This is a genomic window from Croceibacter atlanticus HTCC2559 (assembly GCF_000196315.1).
GTDB classification, from domain to species: Bacteria; Bacteroidota; Bacteroidia; order Flavobacteriales; family Flavobacteriaceae; genus Croceibacter; species Croceibacter atlanticus.
Map to the genome: position 1 here is coordinate 1,234,932 of NC_014230.1, position 20,069 is coordinate 1,255,000.

The 20,069-nt window shown below is 33.5% G+C and carries 14 protein-coding genes (1 of these 14 only partly in view); 6 read left to right on the forward strand and 8 right to left on the reverse strand.

All coding sequences use genetic code 11. The features are described from left to right. Positions 1 to 95 precede the first annotated feature (95 nt). The 3 genes from gldJ to CA2559_RS05515 all read left to right on the forward strand — a co-directional run bounded on the left by gldJ (position 96) and on the right by CA2559_RS05515 (position 3,801). Complete coding sequence (gene gldJ / locus CA2559_RS05505) at positions 96 to 1,796, forward strand: gliding motility lipoprotein GldJ (protein ID WP_013186859.1); 1,701 nt, start codon at positions 96 to 98, stop codon at positions 1,794 to 1,796. Between the two features lie 73 nt (positions 1,797 to 1,869). Continuing rightward, positions 1,870 to 3,138: a UDP-N-acetylmuramoyl-tripeptide--D-alanyl-D-alanine ligase gene (locus CA2559_RS05510; RefSeq protein WP_013186860.1), complete on the forward strand. Its 1,269-nt coding sequence runs from the start codon at positions 1,870 to 1,872 to the stop codon at positions 3,136 to 3,138. Positions 3,139 to 3,204: 66 nt separating this feature from the next. After that, entirely contained in the window at positions 3,205 to 3,801 is a 597-nt protein-coding gene (locus CA2559_RS05515) for an HD domain-containing protein (protein ID WP_013186861.1), read from the forward strand. A 69-nt stretch (positions 3,802 to 3,870) separates the two neighbouring features. On the opposite strand, the gene CA2559_RS05520 is transcribed toward CA2559_RS05515, so the two are convergent. From CA2559_RS05520 to lysS, 5 genes are all read right to left on the reverse strand, one after another. Next, positions 3,871 to 4,320: a hypothetical protein gene (locus CA2559_RS05520; RefSeq protein ID WP_013186862.1), complete on the reverse strand. Its 450-nt coding sequence runs from the start codon at positions 4,318 to 4,320 to the stop codon at positions 3,871 to 3,873. A gap of 109 nt (positions 4,321 to 4,429) precedes the next feature. Beyond that, entirely contained in the window at positions 4,430 to 6,454 is a 2,025-nt protein-coding gene (locus CA2559_RS05525) for an alkaline phosphatase D family protein (RefSeq protein ID WP_013186863.1), read from the reverse strand. A gap of 219 nt (positions 6,455 to 6,673) precedes the next feature. Then, positions 6,674 to 9,178, reverse strand: a complete 2,505-nt coding sequence (locus CA2559_RS05530; protein WP_013186864.1) for a zinc-dependent metalloprotease — start codon at positions 9,176 to 9,178, stop codon at positions 6,674 to 6,676. Between the two features lie 85 nt (positions 9,179 to 9,263). Then, positions 9,264 to 10,148, reverse strand: coding sequence for a hypothetical protein (locus tag CA2559_RS13550; RefSeq protein WP_148232780.1), 885 nt, complete (start codon positions 10,146 to 10,148; stop codon positions 9,264 to 9,266). A gap of 325 nt (positions 10,149 to 10,473) precedes the next feature. Continuing rightward, positions 10,474 to 12,165 carry a lysine--tRNA ligase gene (gene lysS / locus CA2559_RS05540; RefSeq protein ID WP_013186866.1) on the reverse strand — a complete coding sequence of 564 codons (1,692 nt, stop codon included), beginning with the start codon at positions 12,163 to 12,165 and terminating at the stop codon, positions 10,474 to 10,476. A 116-nt stretch (positions 12,166 to 12,281) separates the two neighbouring features. Between lysS and CA2559_RS13665 the strand changes: the two genes are divergently transcribed. Next, positions 12,282 to 12,440 carry a YqaE/Pmp3 family membrane protein gene (locus CA2559_RS13665; protein ID WP_013186867.1) on the forward strand — a complete coding sequence of 53 codons (159 nt, stop codon included), beginning with the start codon at positions 12,282 to 12,284 and terminating at the stop codon, positions 12,438 to 12,440. A 57-nt stretch (positions 12,441 to 12,497) separates the two neighbouring features. Here the strand turns inward: CA2559_RS13665 and CA2559_RS05545 are convergent, their stop codons facing one another. Further along, positions 12,498 to 14,726, reverse strand: a complete 2,229-nt coding sequence (locus tag CA2559_RS05545) for a zinc-dependent metalloprotease (protein WP_013186868.1) — start codon at positions 14,724 to 14,726, stop codon at positions 12,498 to 12,500. Positions 14,727 to 14,908: 182 nt separating this feature from the next. On the opposite strand from CA2559_RS05545, the gene lipB reads away from it, so the two are divergent. Next, complete coding sequence (gene lipB / locus CA2559_RS05550) at positions 14,909 to 15,610, forward strand: lipoyl(octanoyl) transferase LipB (protein ID WP_013186870.1); 702 nt, start codon at positions 14,909 to 14,911, stop codon at positions 15,608 to 15,610. On the opposite strand, the gene CA2559_RS05555 is transcribed toward lipB, so the two are convergent. Next, entirely contained in the window at positions 15,607 to 18,078 is a 2,472-nt protein-coding gene (locus CA2559_RS05555; RefSeq protein ID WP_013186871.1) for a hypothetical protein, read from the reverse strand. The two genes, lipB and CA2559_RS05555, sit on opposite strands and share 4 nt — an antisense overlap. A 65-nt stretch (positions 18,079 to 18,143) precedes the next feature. Next, positions 18,144 to 18,743 carry a ribonuclease HII gene (locus tag CA2559_RS05560; protein WP_013186872.1) on the reverse strand — a complete coding sequence of 200 codons (600 nt, stop codon included), beginning with the start codon at positions 18,741 to 18,743 and terminating at the stop codon, positions 18,144 to 18,146. Positions 18,744 to 18,839: 96 nt separating this feature from the next. Here CA2559_RS05560 and CA2559_RS05565 point away from each other — a divergent pair, with 96 nt between their 5' ends. Further along, positions 18,840 to 20,069, forward strand: partial view of a putative porin gene (locus CA2559_RS05565; protein ID WP_013186873.1) — the 5' portion only. Its footprint extends 711 nt past the window's final position; 1,230 of the gene's 1,941 nt are visible here — the first part of the coding sequence; it begins with the start codon at positions 18,840 to 18,842; its stop codon lies off the right edge, out of view.

Genomic DNA, 20,069 nt, shown 5'->3' on the forward strand with positions numbered 1-20,069 from the left:
ATATAATGTATGTTTGTACTTCAATTAACGTAAAATAATCTTGAAAAGTTTGCGTTAATTATTATATTGCAAACCCAAATTTCATAAACCTAATAATGCGTATGAAAATTAAATTAACCTATAGAGTGCTTGCTGCCATTACATTATGTCTTGGTTTGGTAAGTTGTAACAACTCGCGAGAATATAGAGATTCTTCAAGAGCTACTGGCTGGAATGTTAACGGAAAAGATGGTGGTTTTCAATTAAACACAGATTTTCAAGAACAAGAAACAGGTCCAGGATTAGTTTTTGTTGAAGGTGGTACTTTTACAATGGGTCAGGTACAGGATGATGTTATGCATGATTGGAATAACACTCCTAACCAACAACACGTTCAGTCTTTTTATATGGATGAGACCGAGGTGACCAATGCAATGTATTTAGAGTATTTAGATTGGTTGAAAAAAGTATTTCCTCCAACTGAAGAAAGCTACAGAAACATATATAATGGTGCATTACCAGATACTTTAGTTTGGAGAAACCGTTTAGGTTATAATGAAACAATGACCAATAACTACCTACGCCACCCAGCATATGCATTTTACCCAGTAGTTGGTGTAAACTGGATACAGGCAGTTGAATTTAGTAAATGGCGTACAAATAGAGTTAACGAGTCTATTCTTGAGGAAGAAGGCTTTACGCAAAGAGGCGCAAAATATAATGTAGACGCAGGTTCTACTTTTGATACTGAGACTTACATAAATTCTCCAACATCTACTTACGGTGGAAATGATGAGATTACTCGTGGTGGTAAGATGTCTGAGCGTTTAGAAAAAAATAATACACCTCGTACCAATAAAGATGGTACTGGTGGTGGAGAAGCAACAGATCTTTATGTACAACGTAAAGATGGTCTTTTATTACCAGAATACAGATTGCCAACAGAGGCAGAGTGGGAATACGCAGCACTTGGTTTAGTTGGAATTAGAGATTATAATGTTTATAGAGGACGTAAGAAATATCCTTGGGATGGCCAGTACACACGTTCTGGAAACCGCAGATCTCGTGGAGACCAATTAGCAAACTTTAAGCAAGGTGATGGTGATTATGGTGGTATTGCTGGTTGGAGTGATGATGGTGCAGATATCACTGCAGAAATTAAAACTTATGAGCCAAACGATTACGGTCTTTATGATATGGCTGGTAATGTTGCAGAATGGGTAGCAGATGTTTACAGACCTATTGTAGATGATGAGTTTAACGACTTTAACTACTATCGTGGTAACGTTTATACTAAAAACGATATTAATGAGGATGGTACAGTTAAGCTAGTAACTACAGAAGATATTGTTTATGATACTTTAAGCAACGGTAAAATTATAGCTAGAGATTTACCTGGAGAAATTGTTAGCGTACCTGTTGATGAAAAAGAAACTTACTTAAGAACTCAATTCTCAACAAGTGACAACCGTGACTTTAGAGATGGAGATAAGCGCTCTACAAGATATTACACAACTTTTGGAGATGAAGAAGTTTCTGATACTAAGCGTATGTATAACGCTCCAACACACCAAGTATCTGCAGATAGCTCTGGTTCTTTATTAAGAGAATACGATGAGTCATCTAAAAGAACAACTTTAGTTAATGACCAAGTACGTGTTTATAAAGGTGGTAGCTGGAGAGATAGAGCTTATTGGCTAGATCCTGCAAACCGTCGTTATTTCCCTCAAGATATGGCAACAGATTACATTGGTTTTAGAAATGCAATGTCACGTGTTGGTTCTAAATCTAAACAAGGAAAACGCGCTAGAAACTAATTTTTAGTAACACATATTTAAAAAAGTCCTAAGTTTACATTAGGACTTTTTTTATACCCAATTTCCAAATTTAATGACACTTCATCACCATTTTTTAAACAGTACAGGTATAAGTACAGATACCAGAAAGATTAAAAAGGATAATATATTCTTTGCCCTAAAAGGAGATAACTTTAATGGTAATACTTATGCAGATTTAGCTATTGACCAAGGTGCATCTTATGTGGTAATAGATGAAGAGCAATTTAAAAAAGATGATAGATACATCTTGGTAGATGATGTTTTACAAACCCTACAGGAATTAGCTTCTTTTCATAGAAACTACTTAGGAATACCTATTATATCATTAACAGGAAGTAATGGGAAAACCACTACAAAAGAACTTATAAATGCAGTACTTACTAAGGGTTATAAAACAGTAGCCACAGTAGGAAATTTAAATAATCATATTGGTGTGCCGCTAACATTGCTTTCTATGTCTAAAGACACAGAGTTAGGAATAGTCGAGATGGGAGCAAATCATATTGGTGAGATAGAGATGCTTTGTAATATTGCACAACCAGACTATGGTTATATCACTAATTTTGGCAAAGCTCACTTAGAAGGATTTGGTAGTGAAGAAGGTGTAGTTATTGGTAAAAGTGAATTATATAAACACTTAAAAAGCCACGATAAAATTGTCTTTGTTAACTCTAATGATGCAAAGCAAGTTGATTTAACTAAAGGAATGAAAACCTTTACTTTTGGATTAAAACAATCTGATGTTTGGGTGTCCTTTAAAAATGTAAATCCTTTGGTTGAAATGAATTTAGACAACCTTACTATAAAAAGTAACCTTATAGGAGTTTACAATTCAAATAATATTGCGGCTGCCGTTGCAATAGGAAGATATTTTAAAATTTCAGATAAGCATATAGTTGAAGCTGTTGAGAATTATGTGCCTTCAAACAACAGATCTCAAATTATCAAAAAAGATAACTTGACAATATTATTAGATGCCTATAACGCAAATCCTAGTAGTATGAAAGTTGCTTTGGAAAACCTTCAGGCATTAAACGACACTCCTAAATATGCAATTCTAGGCGATATGTTTGAGTTGGGTGCTTCAGCTAAGAAAGAGCATATGAGTATTGCTAAGTTAGCAGCATCAATACATTTAGATGGTGTTTTATTGGTAGGTGAAAATTTCAGCAATTTAAATTTTGATGCGCCAGGTATAGCATATTATACTTCAACAAAAGAGCTATTGGAAAACGAAGATTTTTCAAAATATAAAACAGGAACATTGCTTGTAAAAGGATCCCGAGGAATGGCTTTGGAACAAATCCTGGATAAACTTTAAAAACTTCAAAATTTATACTTATTCAAACAATAAATAGGTGTCTTAATTAGTTACTAATGTTTGAGTATGAATTTAGAGTTAATTTCCAAAGTAAGAGCTTACTGCAAATCTTTAATAGATAATAGTAAGTGTAAAGAATTGCCATTTCACAATTGGCAACACACAGAAGATGTAGCAATACAAACAGCGTTAATATCTTCTTTTGAAAATTTAAAAGATACTGAAGCAGAAGACTTAATTATTGCTTCTTACTTTCACGATACAGGAAATATTGAAGACGTTTGTAACCACGAGCATTTTAGCTGTGAGTTTGCAGCATCTTTTCTAGCCAATGAAGATTTTCCTGAGCATAGAATTAAAAATGTGGTAAGTGCAATAAAAGCCACAAAGATGCCACAACAACCAGTAAGTAAATTACAGCAAATAATTTGTGATGCAGATTTGGCACATCTTGGTAAAGCCAATTTTATTACTAAAAACTTAAAATTAAGATTTGAATGGGAAACCTGTAATAATATTAAGTTTACAGATGTTGAGTGGGCAGATTTAAATATTAAATTCTTAGAAGGGCATAAATTTCATACGCCATTTGCACAACGAAATTTTACTGTACAAAAATCAAAAAATATTGATAGTTTGAAGACTATGTTAGCTCAAGCATAGCCCTAAAAAAAGCCCCATTTAAAATGAGGCTTTTTGGCTAATTCAAATCAATTATCACTTCTTTTTCAATTATCTTCTACGGTTATGAGAATCTTTACCGCCACGTTTTCCTTTCATCTTTCGTGGAGATTTTTTTGATGCTTCCCACTTTTCAAACTGTTCAGCATTTAAGATAGATTTCATTTCATTTTTCATCTCTATCTTATGATCTAGCATTGCAAGCTTTTGATCATGGCGTTCTTCTTTTGTAAGTCTTTTGCCGTCTTCTCTATTTGCTTTTAGTTCTTTTCTCTTTGTTTCCATTTTAGAAAAGTTATCTAAGTGTAAAGCCATTACTTTATCCTGTTGTGACTTGTTAAGGTCTAACTTTAACGTCATCTTTTTAGTGATAAGTTCAGCTTTCTGTTCTGCAGAAATTTCTGTTCTATCTCCTTTTCTGTTAGGACGGTCTTTTCTGTCTTGCGCCATTGCTGTACCCATTAATAATATGGCAAGCATTACTGTGATTTTAGTTTTCATAATTTTTTATTTTAAGTTATAATACTATGACTCTTAAAAACTTAAATGGTTTAAATAAAAAAAGCTACTTTAATTAAAAAGTAGCTTGGTATTAACAAATAAGAGGTGTTTACTTGATAATAATTTGTTTTGAAATGGTAGTGTCTCTTGTTGAAATGTTTAAAATATAGTTACCATTAGCTATTGCCGGTAATGTAAAACCGCTAAAGAAAATTCCTTGTGGCGTCTCCTTATTATAAAATGTGTGAACTTGTTTACCTTGTAAGTTGTATAAACTTATTTTTATTCTGGTATCATTCTTAACACCATATTGTAAGTATAAAATGTTGTTACTATAAAGTGGGTTAGGGTATAGGCTAAATACTGCTAAATCTTTTGAAGTAAACTCATCATTTGAAAGTGTACCAAAATCTGGAACTTCAACAGGTGCTAATTCTGGTTGTTCATTTTTTTCTGGTGCGGCTTCAGTTGCTTGTGTTAGGTGGTTATCTAACGTATTTGTAAACCAACCTTCATCAAAAGCTTCAGTGTTAGAGTCAGAATTCAATATATCTATAAAGTAGTAATCTGCCTGTGCTTTAGTGTTAGTTAAGTCTAGTATATAGTAACCGTGATCGTTTAGGTTAGTATATTTCATGTGCGGATTAGGATTAGAAAAACCGTTAGCAACGCTTGATTGGTTTATGCCAGAAGCAATATAGGCAGATCCTGCTGCAGTTAAAACTTCATCAAAATTATCTGAAGTAACACTTGGTCCAACAAATTCAACTGCTATAGATCCATTTCCGGTATTTGGATCATAATCAACCATAAAGTCTTGGTTATCTGCATCTGGATGGTTGTCTGTTGGCCTCTTAGAAACATCATAAGAAAACGAAGTGTGAATATCTCCAGTTAAAAAAACGACATCATTAATATTGTTGTCTTGTATATGATCTAAAATTTTATCTCGTTCTGCAGGATATCCATCCCATATATCTAAGAAGGAACTCTCAAGTTCATCACCACCTAACCCTAAACCACCAGAAGCCCAGCCTAAGTTAAATTCAGCAAGCATTACTTGGTTAGAGACTATTTTCCATTTTGCGGTTGAGTTGCTTAGTTCATCAAAGAACCAATCTCTTTGTGGCTCACCAAGCATTGTGCGATTTACATTGTATAATTCTGGATCGTTTACATCATCTATTTGTAGTTCTCTGCCTTCAAGGCGTGTGTCTAAGTTAATTATAGTTGCAAGATTACCATAATTAAGTGTTCTTGAAATTTTATTATCTGGATGATTTCTTATAGGCAACCATTCGAAATAAACCTGTTTAGAAATGGCTTTGCGGTCTTCCCATTCGCCTTCACCATCATTATGGTTTTCTGCACCATCTTTGTAACTGTCATTAGTGCTTTCGTGGTCATCCCAAATTGTAATGAATGGGTGTTGTTGGTGCACAGCTCTTAAATCTGGATCTAACCTATATAATGAGTAACGTGTTCTGTAATCTACTAAAGAAATAATTTCATTAGAAGGTTCATTTGCTCTATCTGGTCTTTCTGCGCTATAACCATATGTTCCAGGTCCTGAACCATATTCATAAATATAGTCTCCTAAATGTATAACAGCATCTAAGTCTTGGCGTTGGGCAATTTTCTTATACGCATTAAAATATCCTGCTTGATAGTTTGAGCAGCTTGTTATAGCAAACCTTAGTTGATCTGCATCTGCACTTGGTGCTGTTCTAGTTCTACCTATGATTGAGCTTCTTTCTAAAGCAAAAAAGTGATAGTAGTATGTAGTTGCAGGATTAAGACCAATAGCATCTACTTTTACAGTATAATCTACAGTTGCATCTGTAGTGGTAGCTCCTTGTAACACTACATTTGTAAATTCTATATCTGTAGCAACTCTCCATTGCACATCAATAGTTGTCTCATTGTTTTCTGGAGTTACACGAGTCCAAATTATAACACGATCTGAAAGCGGATCACCAGAGGCAACGCCATGATAAAATGGTTGTAAATCTTCATTAAATACTGCTGTAGAAGATTGTGTGGCTAAATTGTTTGAGGAACGTTGGTATTGAATGTTTTGTCCTTTCGATGAAAGTACAATTATTAGAAAACCTAATAGTAAAATATGTTTCATGGTAGCTTGCTTTAGTTATTTTGCAAAATTACCTTCAAAGCAAAGTAGATGCAGTTACCTTAAGATGATGACTGTGTAAACGTTCTTTAATCCTAATACTAACAATGTTAGAGGTTGATTAATATTTAACAACACCTATGCACTTAATCGTAGTTTTATGCATAAAAAAAGCTTCCTCGGTATAGAGGAAGCTTTTTAAAAGTATAACCTTAAGTTAGATTAAGGTTTTGTGATAGGATTTAAAATTAAATCTATACGTTCGGCTAAATCTTTAAGATGATATTTTGTCATCTTGTCTCCAGTTCTGTTTGAAGCTCTTTTAACTTGCCCTTGTAATGTTTCTAATTCTCCTCTAACTACTGGGCGAATATCACTTTGAGACACATCTATATTACTTCTAGATACATAACGTCTGTAAGCTGCAGGAATAGCAGATTGTTCTTCTGTCATTAACATTTCTAAACGCTCTATATATGCACGTTGAAGATTTCTTCTGTAGCGATTAATAGTTTTTCCATTTCTCACCTCATTAAATAAGCCTTCACGTAAGTCTGTCATCATATCTAACAAACCATATGCTTTGCTGCCATTTACCTCTTCATTTTCAAGTAATCTAGCCATTCTACCAAAATCAAGAATGTTATTTAGAGTTCTTACTTGGTAACCTCTAATGCGCTCTAAATTACCATCAAATTCAATTCTATTAAAAATCTCTTGATCTATAAGCCATTCTGGAGTTGTAAATAATTCATCCTGAATAAACTTCATAGCATTTTCTTGCTTTTCTTTAGGAACGTGAGTGTATACTGCGCCATCTTGGTCATATGTTTTATAGTATTCATAAACACCACCAATATTATTTGAGACGTGACCCATATAGCGGTTGTATTGAGAAAGAACTTGACCATATAGAGTTTCTAAATCTTCATAATCTTTACCATCTTCTTTTGTCCATTCAAATAAATTAGGGACAATTCTCTTAAGGTTAGCAATACCATATTGGCTTGCAAGTACAGCATCATCTCCTAAATCTTCGGTTTGAGAACTAGGGTCTATAACACCAGACTGTTGCTTACCAAACCTATACATAGGATCGCCAGCGTGCTCTAAAATCCAAGCATCTAAAGTTTCCTTTTCATCTTTTGCAGATTCATTTAGAATAGGACGATAACCCCATTTAATAGCATATTTGTCATAAATACCAATGTTTGGCATTAAGGCAACATCACCATCTCCAGGTTGTGCAACGTAGTTAAAGCGAGCGTAATCCATTATAGAAGGTGCAGTACCATACTTTTTAGTAAACTCTGGATCTCTTAAATTCTCTACAGGATAAGCAACACTACTTCCCATATTATGAGGTAACCCTAATGTATGTCCAACTTCGTGAGAAGATACAAAACGTATTAAACGCCCCATAACTTCGTCTTTAAATTCAACACCTCTTGCGTCTGGGTTAATAGCTGCAGTTTGTATAAAGAACCAATTGCGCAACAAGGTCATAACATTGTGGTACCAATTTATGTCGCTCTCTAAAATCTCTCCAGAACGAGGATCACTTACGTGAGGTCCGTTTGCGTTAGGAATAGGAGATGCTAAATAACGCACAACAGAATAGCGTACATCTTCTGGGCTCCAATCTGGATCTTCCTCTACACTTGGGGGATCTTTAGCAATAATTGCATTTTTAAAACCTGCAGCTTCAAAAGCTACTTGCCAATCTTCTATTCCTTGTTTAATATATAGGCGCCATTTTTTAGGTGTTGCTCTATCTATATAATAAACAATTTGCTTTTTAGGTTCTACCAACTCACCACGTTCAAACTTGGCTTTATCTTCATCTTTTACTTCTAACCTCCATCTATCTAAATACGTAAGTGTTTTACTTTTTTGAGCATCTTGGCCGTAATCCACTTGCCCTCTTGCAAACCAACCAACACGTTGATCAAAGTAACGGCGTTTCATAGGTTCTTTAGGTAGCAATATCATAGAATTGCTCATCATTAATGAAATAGAACCTGTACTTGAGTTGCTTGGTGGTGCACCAGCATTATAAGTTTTAATGTGTCGTGCTTCAACGTTTAATGGATAGCTTCTAATAGTATCAATGTATGAACGCTTTTCATCAAGACGTGATATTTTGTAAGATTTACGTCTGCTTTCAGGGAAACCTAAAGCTTTAACATCTTTATTAAAAAGCTCTGTAACATCAATAACAGTATTGTTTGCTATAGAATCTTTTTTGAATGCTTTAATAGGAAATGAATAGAGTATAGGCTCGAAATTAGAATTTACTACTGCCTCATGAATTGGTAAAGAGTCTGCAGCGTAAATTTGATGAGATACAACTCTTAGTAAAACTTGCTTATCTTTCTTTTCCCATCGTAATACTTGTGTGTTTTGCTTACCACCACCAAAACCAATATTGGTAGCTGTTTTTGCAATACGAGTTACCATTAGCATCTCTCTGTTAAAAAGACTGTCTGGTATCTCGTAAAAGTAATTTTCTTTTAGTTTGTGTACTGTAAAAAGACCTTCGTCGCTTTTTGCATCTTTAGTGATGACTTTACTGTAAGGTTGAATGTCTCCTTTTTCTGGTTTTTTCTTTGCGGCGGCAGCAGTTTTTGAATTCGCCTTCTTGTTTGGCTGGAAAACGGCACAACTGGAAATGCCGACCGCCATAGCGCCTACAAAGCCTAAGCGCATTAAATAAGAATATCTCATATGTAAGTTTGATTAATAAACCTACAAGATACTGAAAACATCGATAAAGCGTATAACTTCATGATGATGAAGTTATGGATAGTGATTATTTACCCAAAAATATAAAGGTATTGGTCACTAAACTTGCTGGTGTAGTATTAATAGCTCTATTACTACCTCCAGAATTTACAGATACGGTATGGTTATGATTACCATTAGAGTTTATATTTAAAGAGTGCGTGTGATCTCCATCTTCATCTGTTTCATCTGTTATTGTAACATCATTTGCAACAAATGTAGATTGTCCACCATTTTCTCTAACTCTTATACTTCCAACTCCTGCATCTAGATAATCGTGGTCGTGTTCTCCATCTTCAGAAGTTGAACCTGAGTGATTGTGGTTTCCATCTGTGGACGTTGTTCCGCTCATATCAAAATTTGGAAGGTTTGCTTGTGATAAGGTGACAGAATTTGAGCCAGTTGTACTGCCTAAAGTTTCTGAACCGTTTGTATTTTTTAATACTCTATTTGTAGCATCTGGTAAGTTTCCAGAAAAGCCTAGGTTGTTTGCAGCTGTTTGTGCGTTAGCAGGTAAACTTGATATGGAACGGCCATCTAATAAATACCATCCATTATGGTCTGCAGATTGAAACCCATGTTTTATATCTCCAGAGCTTTTACCAGATACTGCCGTCCAGTTTGCGCCATTCCAAAATAAAAAACCTACAGGAGTAAAACCGCCACTACCATCATTATATATCATAGTACTAGGTAATACTGCGCCGCCATTAGGGTTAATTACTGTAGTATTATCTGTAGCAGATGTAATTCCGACTCTAGGAATAACAACGCCAGAATTAGAGCTAGATATGTCTAAGGCGCCTTGAGGTGTTGTTGTGCCAATTCCTACTTGTGCAGATGTTACAACACTTCCTAAAATACTAAAAAACATTATAAGGTAAAATGTTAAACATTTGTTGGTAATCATCATAAAATAAGCTTTTGTGTCAGAAATATGTATTTCGACGGCAAAAGTACAAACTTTAACGAGGATTATCGAGTCATTATCAATGCTTGATAATATTTAAATTAAATGCATAATTTTAACTAAACGATTGATTAACTATGCAAAAAATGCATAAGTTGTCGCTATGGTTGAACCATATTAAGAGTTGAATTATATATTATTTAATAGGAAATCTTAGGTTTAAATTAGAAACTTAAATTAAATGTGATTTTACAGTCGTTTTAATGACAAAAAAAACAGGATGTTTCTACATCCTGTTTTTTATTTTAATCATTAACTGTTCATACGTTTATAAAAGTTCAACGAACAAACCGTTATCTGTTTTATTAACAGTAGCCACATCTTTAGCACGTAATCCTTTTACAGCTTTGTCCCATTTCTTGTTACTTAAACCAGAATCTGCTTTTATACTATCAAGCTCTGCTGGAGATTGTTTTTTAAGTAATTCAAAAATGAGTTTTTCATCTTCATTAAGTTCAACAGAAATTGTCTTTTCTGGTTTCATTTGAGGAAAGAATAGAACCTCTTGTATACTTTGGTTGTTTGTTAAGAACATAATTAAACGGTCCATACCAATACCTAAACCAGAAGTAGGTGGCATACCATACTCTAAAGCACGTAAGAAATCTTGATCTATAAACATAGCCTCGTCATCTCCACGATCTGCAAGTTTTAATTGTGCCTCAAAACGTTCACGTTGATCTATAGGGTCATTAAGTTCTGAATATGCATTTGCAATTTCTTTACCGCAAACCATTAACTCAAAACGTTCAGTTAATTCTGGATTGTCTCTATGTTCCTTACATAAAGGACTCATTTCTTTAGGATAATCTGTAATAAATGTAGGTTGTATATAGTTGCCCTCACATTTTTCTCCAAAAATCTCATCGATAAGCTTTCCTTTACCCATAGTTTCATCTACATCGATACCCATACCTTTAGCAGCTTCGTAAAGCTCTTTTTCAGTTTTTCCAGAAATATCGAAACCTGTAAAGTGTTTTATGGAGTCTGTCATAGTTACTCTAGCATAAGGTGCTTTAAAGTTAACGGTGTGTTCTCCAAAAGTAGCTTCTGTTTTTCCGTTTACTGCTACTGCACAGTGTTCAAGTAAATTTTCAGTAAACTCCATCATCCAATTGTAGTCTTTATAGGCTACATAAATTTCCATCGCTGTAAATTCTGGATTATGGGTACGGTCCATACCTTCGTTTCTAAAGTTTTTAGAAAACTCATACACACCATCAAAACCACCAACAATAAGACGCTTTAAATAGAGCTCATTAGCAATACGCATATATAAAGGTATGTCTAAGGCATTGTGGTGAGATATAAATGGCTTTGCTGCAGCTCCGCCAGGAATTGGTTGTAGGATAGGTGTTTCAACTTCAAAATAGCCAGCATCATTAAAGAAATTACGCATAGCATTAAAAAGCTTTGTACGTTTAACAAAGACTTCTTTTACTTTTGGGTTAACTACTAAGTCTACATAACGTTGGCGATAACGTAACTCTGGATCATTAAACTCATCATACACATTACCATCTTTATCTTTTTTAGGTAATGGTAAAGGTCTTAGTGATTTACTTAGGATGGAGAAATTCTTAACCATTACGGTTTTTTCTCCAACTTGTGTTGTGAATAATTCACCTTCAATACCTATAAAGTCTCCTAAATCTAAAAGCTTTTTAAATACTGTATTATAAAGTGTTTTGTCTTCACCTTCACAAATTTCATCTCTGTTAAAGTAAACTTGAATTCGACCTGCGCTATCCTGCAATTGACCAAAAGATGCTTTTCCCTGAATGTTTTTCTGTAATAAACGCCCAGCAATTACAACTTTCTTACCATCTTCAAAGTTGTTTTTAATATCTGCAGTAGTTTGTTTGACAGGATATAAATCTGCTGGATATGGATTAATGCCCAACTCGCGCAGTTGGCTTAGTTTTTCGCGTCTTACGATTTCTTGTTCAGAGAGTTGCATTTACTTTAGTTTTAAGCGTGCAAAGATACCATTTATGTAGTAAGCAATCAATAGTTGTAACATTAGGATTTGTTTATAGACCTATTATATACATCAATCAAATCAAAACTTATATCATGGGATTTTTTAGAGTCTTACTTTCAATTTTGTTTCCACCTTTAGCTGTTATAGATAAAGGCTGTGGAAGTATTTTAATTGTTTTCTTACTAACACTTTGTGGATGGATTCCTGGAGTAATTGCAGCTTTGGTAATTTTAAATAACCCAAACCGATAAAAAAAAAAGCGAAATCAAATACATTTGATTTCGCTTTATATACCTATAAGGTGAACACTACTTTATGACTATTTTTTCGGTAATTTGATAGTCTCCGTTAGTTATTTTAATAAAATATACACCTTTTGAGGCTTGGCTAAAATTGAGAGTTCTGTTGAATGATTCTTGATGAGAAAAATGCTTAGTCGTAATGAGACGACCTCTAATATCTATTAGTGCTATCGAGATATCTTGTTTTGCTAAGGGATTAAATTGTACCGTAAAGTTTCCTGTTGAAGGGTTTGGGTAAATGGTAGTCCCAAAATTTTCATTTATATCTGTAGTTGCTAAAACACCATCAATTGTTATAGGAGCATCATTAACATCAAAGTACGAATTGCCCACAGGTACAATTTTTACTCTTGCAGTTGTAGTAAGGAGATTAGGTGCAGTTATATCTTGACTACCATCATTTGGTACATTAGATGCCAATGTCGTTGGAAATGTAATGCCATCATCCTCAGAAAACAAGATGTTTACATTTGTTGTGTTTATAGGTGCTTGATCTGTATTTGCAACATCCCAAGTAATTGTTTGACTAGAACCTGGCTCCCAAGTGGTTTCTGTATTTTGAGAAGTAATAATGAAAGGACCAGAAGAAGAGTCAACAGTTACAATAACATCATCAGAAGCAGAGCTTGCACCATTAGGTGCATTGTCTCTAACCGTTACTCTAAACTCCATTGTTCTGTTAACAGACGGTACAACTTCCCAAATATTTGCAGATAAGCCTTGCATAACAGTAAGCATATCTGGCATAAATCGAGTTCTTTCTGTAGTAGGAGGTAAAGACCTAAACATTGGTCCTAATGTATTTGTAGGATCTGGAGGCATAACCTCACCAATTTCTTCATCTATTTGTTCCCAGCAGTATGTAAGTTCATCATTGTCACTATCTATACCAATTGCATCTAGTTGAAAAGGCGTAGATGCTGGTATTGTAAAATCTGCTGGAGCAATAGCTTGCGGTGCAGTATTTCCAGTCGGAGTCTGTACTTCACAATCTTGTGTGTTTACATAATTCCAAATTTCATCTATACTTATGGCGTGAAAGTGAGCATCACTATTTGTTTGAACATTTGGAGCGCAAATACCTGCATATCCTAAGATAGTAGAGGCGCTTCCTGGCTCCATAGATGTACTGCCATTTCTTTGGCAGTCATTATTTTGTGTGTGATTTGCACCAAATTGATGTCCCATTTCGTGTGATACGTAATCTACCCAATAAGGATCTCCTGTTGGCTCTGGTAAACCTGTAACACCACCAGCTTTTTGTAAGCTACAAGGTACACCCAGAAATGCTACACCACCACCACCAGTACTGTACACATGACCTATATCATAATTTTCTTCTCCTATTATACCATCACACGTAGCTTGGTTTGTAGCAAGCATAGATACACCATCTTCATTAACATAAGGATCTGTAGCAAAATTTAGAAAAATTATGTCTTCATTATTGTCTACAATATCCATATGAATAGAAATATCTCTCTCGTAAATACCATTTACTCTTGTCATAGAAACATTCATAGCTTCTAAAACAACAGCTTTCTTTTCAGAATCTGGCGTTGTGATGTCTGTAATAGGAATACCTGCAGCATCTAAGTGAAACTGGGCATACTCTCCCGTACAAGCTAATGCCAATCTGTAGTTTCTTAATACACCATCATTTGCATTTTTACTAGATGACGAGTTAGGTAGTTGATTTAATGCTGAGTTACCAATAACCTCACATTGAAACGCTTCATCTGGAGCTGGAAGATTTTGGCGCTCATATGCCATATATGTTGCCTTATCTTTTGTGTAAGTGTCTATATAGAATGAGCCAAATTTTCCTGATGTAATCATAGCGTTTAAGCCCATTGTTGGAGAAACGCTAAAGTTAATAATGGTTGATTTGTTTTTTAAACTAACTCCTTTATAAGCTCTAATGTTTGGATGACTAGCTTGTAACCCATCTTGAAAGTTAGAGTTTTCTGTTACTCTAAAGGTTTCAAAATTACCATCTGCTAAAGGAAACTTTAATAAGACATCTTTGGCTTTGCTTAGATGTGTTTTAGATAATGTGTTTGAAAGAGAGTTTAAGTTTAAAGTGTATAATGAAAATTTAGTAGGGTTTGAACGTCTTAAAAATTGTGAAGATTGTTCTATTTTAGAAGCTTCGACTAATTGCCATAAATTTTCTTGAGAAAAGCCCGAGAAGACAAAACAACACAGCAATACAAATAATGTAATTTTTTTCATAGATGAGGATTCAATACTTAAAAATATGATTATTAAAGATAATTCATTAAAAACAGTTAATATATTAACGAAGTGCAAAATTAAAGCCCTATTTGTTGCTATGAATTCTATAAGATGTAGTGTAGTTTCGACAAAAGACTTAAAAAAGGTATTACTCATAAATTTTCACGAAATTTGCAGAGATGAATAAGCAAATTACACTTCAAAATTTAGGTCTTAAAGATTATAAGGACACTTGGGACTATCAAGAACAACTTTTTAAAGAAATTCTTGATTTGAAAATACGAAACAGAAGAGAAGACTTAGAGTTGGAAACCCCAAACTATCTTTTATTTGTTGAGCATCCTCACGTTTATACTTTAGGTAAAAGTGGTGACTTTGAAAACCTATTGGTTACAGAAGATTACCTTAAAGAGATTGATGCTACTTTTTACAAGATAAATAGAGGTGGCGATATTACTTATCACGGTCCAGGACAAATTGTTGGATACCCTATTTTAGATCTTGAAAATTTCTTTACAGATATACATAAGTATCTTAGGCTGTTAGAAGAAATGGTTATTCTTACCCTTAAAGATTACGGCATAACTTCTGAGCGTAGTAAAGGAGAGACAGGTGTTTGGTTAGATGTAGGTACACCGTTTGCACGAAAAATATGTGCAATGGGTGTTAGGGCAAGCCGTTGGGTAACTATGCATGGATTTGCTTTGAACGTAAATACTAACCTTGGTTATTTTGATAATATGATACCTTGTGGCATAAAAGGGAAAGCAGTTACATCTCTTAATGTAGAGCTTGGTGTTGCAGAAGTGAATATGAATGATGTAAGAGAAAAACTATTACATCACTTTTTAAATTTGTTTGAAGCTGAACTTAAAGGTTAGTTTACCTTATATATAAGGACACTATCTTCTTCGCCTTTTACGACAAACTCTAAATTATTGTCTGAATCCATATTTTCAAAATCAATTTGAGAATTACCATACACAGGGAAGTTAGGTCTTAGTATACCATTACTATCAAATAAATACACTTTATGAGACTGTGTGTCTGTAACACTCACGTAAATTTTATTATTAATATAAAATATCTGAGGTCTTGTATACAGCCCAAAATCTAACTCTATCGTTTTACCCTTTATAGTTAATTTATTTTCAGCTAAGCTTACAAATGTCTTGTTTGTACTTTCTATATAATGATCTTGTGGTAATCCTAGTTTTGTAATATTTAGTTTCCCTTTTTCTGAAATTTGCATTAGCTCACCATTTTCATTGGTATTGGCAAACGTGTTTTCATACTTATACCAATTATTATCTGAGATATCTAGATTGGTCTTAATAGAAACACGTTCTGTTCCAGTTCTACTTAAGATATTTAGCTTTCCAGAATTAGACATTACTAAGATGTAATCTCGGCTGCCAATTCTAATATGTTTAGGTTGTGTTACTATGGTCTTGTCTGCTTTGTCAAATTTAAATCCAGTAACACGTTTTGCGTCCTTATTATACATAAGCACAGAATTTCCTTGGGTTACTAGAAATCTGTATTTTCTGTTACGGTCATAATCGAATACAGCTAGTGGTTGAGTAATAGGATCCTTAAATTCTATTGGGAAACTTTCTACTTCTTTACCATTTCTATCTAAAACATATAATTTGTCTTGAGTAGTAAATGCAAGTTGGTATTTGCCATTTCTATATAAATCTACTTCTGTTATGTCTCCTAAAATTGCAGCACCAAGATTTTTTTTCCACTTTATTTTTCCTTTGTTCGATATAAGATAAAGGGTATTAGATACATCTTGCACTACAATGTCTCTGGTTTTGTTAGTGTGATTTTTGAAAAGCTTAGGCGTGTTCTGTAAACTAGCATCTAGTTTTACTGTTGCAACTTGAGAGATGCCATTAGATGATGACTTTGCACCAGCTTTTTCAATTATAGCGTGTACGTGTGCAAAATTACGCTCGTATATAAATTGAAGTGCAGCTAGCTTATGATCTTTAAATTTAACTTTCTCAGCAGATGATTTAAATTTTGAGTCCACGATATTAGGAAGCTTGTTTTTTAGCTCATCTGTATTTGTTACCATTAATATAGAGCTTTCATCACTCAAGCTTTTTGAAACATCTATGTAATAATCTTGTTCTCCTAAGATTGATTTGTTTTGGTAATTAGCGATAATGTTTTCAAGAGCTTCTGTATCCTTAGCAAAAAGGTAATAGTCTTTTATTCTTGTATAGTAATTTAATTCTTTAATAGTTATAAGAGGATTAAAAGCTTCAGTAAATATATTAGATGAGCTTAATTTGAAAATAGTAACATCTCTATAACTTTTTTCTTCATCTTGTTGGCTTATTAAAGCTTGTTCAGTTACATCAGGATCTAAAGAATGAACAATAACTATGCTCTGGTCATTATTATAAATTACTCCAACTTCATTTAAGGAGTTAAAAAAGGCTTCGTTTGAAACAGGGTTTAATGCTCTATCCTTAGCGTGATAAGTTTTTAAATTTTCTCTTAATATTTCAAAACTGTTATATGTAAAAGAGTAAAAGCCTGTAGCACTTAAAGGAGTAATTTTAGCGATGTGAGTTTCTTGAGGTTCTACACCTTTAAAAATGTCAAGAATTTTGGGAATAGAATCGTTAGTAATTGCTACACCATTTAACTGAAGTGTTTTTTGGCTTATTTCGAGATCTAGAGATAAGTTGGTGGTAAACTTTTCAATAGGGAGATTTTTAGTGTTTGAAAAGTAATCGTTGAATGCTGTATTAAAGTATGTTGTATTAATAAAAACTGAAGTGCCATCTCCGCTTGTGTCTATTAATTCCTTTAAATCCTGGTTCTTAATATTATTACTGTAATTTCTAATTGCATTCTCAATTAGCAATTTAGAGTTGCTGGCTATAAAAATACTGTCTAAAGTGGTGGCATAGGATACCGAGTTTTCTAAAGTGAGTTTTTTTATAGTCTTATTTGAGTAATCTTGACTTTCAATAGTTTTATTAGCTATGGAGTCTGTCTGTATTAAATTAGGTGAGTCTTTAGTGATAAACGTAAACCCAAATTCATTTTGACCGATTTTAGAAAATGATAGTAATGCGCTATTAGGCGTTTTAATATATTTTAAATTTTGTAAAACCTCCTTAGTATCTTGGTTGAGGTGAAAATCTGAATTGTCATAAATAAATTCATTATTCTGAAGATTAGAAGTAAAGATGTCTAAACTTTTAATGCTAAACACTATAGCGGCATCTTTAGGAGCGTAATGTGCCAGAGTTTCTGATTGAGATGTTTTCTTTGTACATCCTAGTATTGTAATACCTATTAATAGGAAAAGGTACTTTTTCATAGCAATTCAATTTTTACAAATGTAACAAGACCATCTGTATTTTAGTGAACAGACTATTTAAGATATTAAAAGTTAAATTGGTATTGTTCTGGTAATAGCCTAAAGCTTTTTCTATGATATTTTGAAGGGCCGTGAGTTCTTATAGCTTCTCTATGTTCTTTAGTTGGGTACCCCTTATTCTGTTTCCAATTGTACATCGGAAATTCTTCGTGTATTTTCTCCATATAGTTATCCCTATATGTTTTTGCTAATATAGATGCGCTAGCAATATTTAAATATTTGCCGTCACCTTTAATAATACATTTATAAGGAATATCATCACAAGGTTTAAACCTATTACCATCTACAGCTATATGTTCAGGTTTTGTTTGTAGACTTCTTATAGATTCCTGCATCCCTAAAATAGATGCATTAAGAATATTTATCTTATCTATAGTATCTATATCTATATGTATAACAGAAAATGAAACAGCTTCTGTTTCAATAATTGGTCTTAGTAAATCTCTTTGTTTATGAGTTAATTTTTTACTGTCATTTAAAACGGGATTATTGAAGTCTTGTGGAAGAATAACGGCTGCTGCTGTAACTGGACCTGCAAGACAACCTCTTCCAGCTTCGTCTGTGCCACACTCTATAACATCTAATAAGTATTGCGGTAATAACATGGGTGCTAAAGTATTAAAATAGATAAGGTCATAGCAAACAATTTATAAGAAATAGACTCGTTAAAAAAACATACTTTTGCTTCAGTAATATATATAATGAAACAACTTCTTCTACTTTCTGTTTTAATCACTTGGGCAACCACGGTAACTGCTCAAGATTTTATAGGTTCAGAAATAAATCCAACAGGCACTCAAAACAGGCAAAATAATAGTCAACAAACTGTAGTAGATAAAAGAGAGCGACCTCCAATTACAGATTATAAAATTATATCTGCGAAAAATGATACTACCTATGTAGATACAACCTTGTCTATATATAAGGACTATAAATGGAACTATTTACAAAAAGATGATTTTGAATTGCTCCCTTTTAATAATGTTGGCCAACCTTATACTAAATTGGGATATGAATTCAGTGATGTCTATATAGCACCAAAATTTGGTGCGAGAGCAAAACACTTTAATCATTATGAAGTAGAAGACATAAACTACTATAATGTTGCTACACCTTTTACAGAGTTGTATTTTAAAACCGTATTAGAACAAGGACAGAATTTAGATGCTTTATTTACATCTAATACGTCACCCCAATTTAATTTCTTTGTTGCCTATAAAGGATTAAGATCTTTAGGGAAGTACCAAAGCTCTTTAACTAGTGTTGGTAATTTAAGATTAGGCTTTAGTTATAATACTAAAAACAAAAGATACTATATAAAGAGTCATTTTGTAGCGCAAGACTACACCATAAATGAAAATGGAGGATTAACAGAAGAAGCTGTTCAGCAATATATAGACGAAATACAGGAATTTGATGATAGAAGTGTATTAGAGGTTAACTTTCAAGATGCCCAAAGTTTGATGGATTCCAGGCGATTTTATCTAGATCACAAATACTATATAATAAAATCCTCCGATTCAATACCAAACAATGAGGTATCTGTAGGACATAAAATGAATTTCACAGACAAAGAACTAGAGTATACTCAAGTTACACCTAGCTCACTTTTTGGAGACTCTTTTGAAACTACAGATTTACAAAACCTAACTGAATTTCAAGATATATATAATGAAGGTAGATTAACCTACTATAATAAAACATTAGGTGAATTTACAGTTAAGGCAGGTTATACAGACTTTAATTATGGTTATAATAGGACAGTAAACGTTGATAACACTTTTATAGCTAATAGGCTTTTGGGTGGAATACCTCAGGTAGGAGCAGAATACTTTAATACAATAGGGAAGTTTAAAGTGAAAGCGAACTTAATGACGAGTGTCTCTGGTGATACTAATGGTAATTATTTTTTAGCAGATGCTTCCTATAGT

Coding starts and splice junctions, on each gene's coding strand:
- gldJ (WP_013186859.1), top strand. CDS start 96: ATGCGTATGAAAATTAAATTAACCTATAGAGTGCTTGCTGCCATTACA.
- CA2559_RS05510 (WP_013186860.1), top strand. CDS start 1,870: ATGACACTTCATCACCATTTTTTAAACAGTACAGGTATAAGTACAGAT.
- CA2559_RS05515 (WP_013186861.1), top strand. CDS start 3,205: ATGAATTTAGAGTTAATTTCCAAAGTAAGAGCTTACTGCAAATCTTTA.
- CA2559_RS05520 (WP_013186862.1), bottom strand. CDS start 4,320: ATGAAAACTAAAATCACAGTAATGCTTGCCATATTATTAATGGGTACA.
- CA2559_RS05525 (WP_013186863.1), bottom strand. CDS start 6,454: ATGAAACATATTTTACTATTAGGTTTTCTAATAATTGTACTTTCATCG.
- CA2559_RS05530 (WP_013186864.1), bottom strand. CDS start 9,178: ATGAGATATTCTTATTTAATGCGCTTAGGCTTTGTAGGCGCTATGGCG.
- CA2559_RS13550 (WP_148232780.1), bottom strand. CDS start 10,148: ATGATGATTACCAACAAATGTTTAACATTTTACCTTATAATGTTTTTT.
- lysS (WP_013186866.1), bottom strand. CDS start 12,165: ATGCAACTCTCTGAACAAGAAATCGTAAGACGCGAAAAACTAAGCCAA.
- CA2559_RS13665 (WP_013186867.1), top strand. CDS start 12,282: ATGGGATTTTTTAGAGTCTTACTTTCAATTTTGTTTCCACCTTTAGCT.
- CA2559_RS05545 (WP_013186868.1), bottom strand. CDS start 14,726: ATGAAAAAAATTACATTATTTGTATTGCTGTGTTGTTTTGTCTTCTCG.
- lipB (WP_013186870.1), top strand. CDS start 14,909: ATGAATAAGCAAATTACACTTCAAAATTTAGGTCTTAAAGATTATAAG.
- CA2559_RS05555 (WP_013186871.1), bottom strand. CDS start 18,078: ATGAAAAAGTACCTTTTCCTATTAATAGGTATTACAATACTAGGATGT.
- CA2559_RS05560 (WP_013186872.1), bottom strand. CDS start 18,743: ATGTTATTACCGCAATACTTATTAGATGTTATAGAGTGTGGCACAGAC.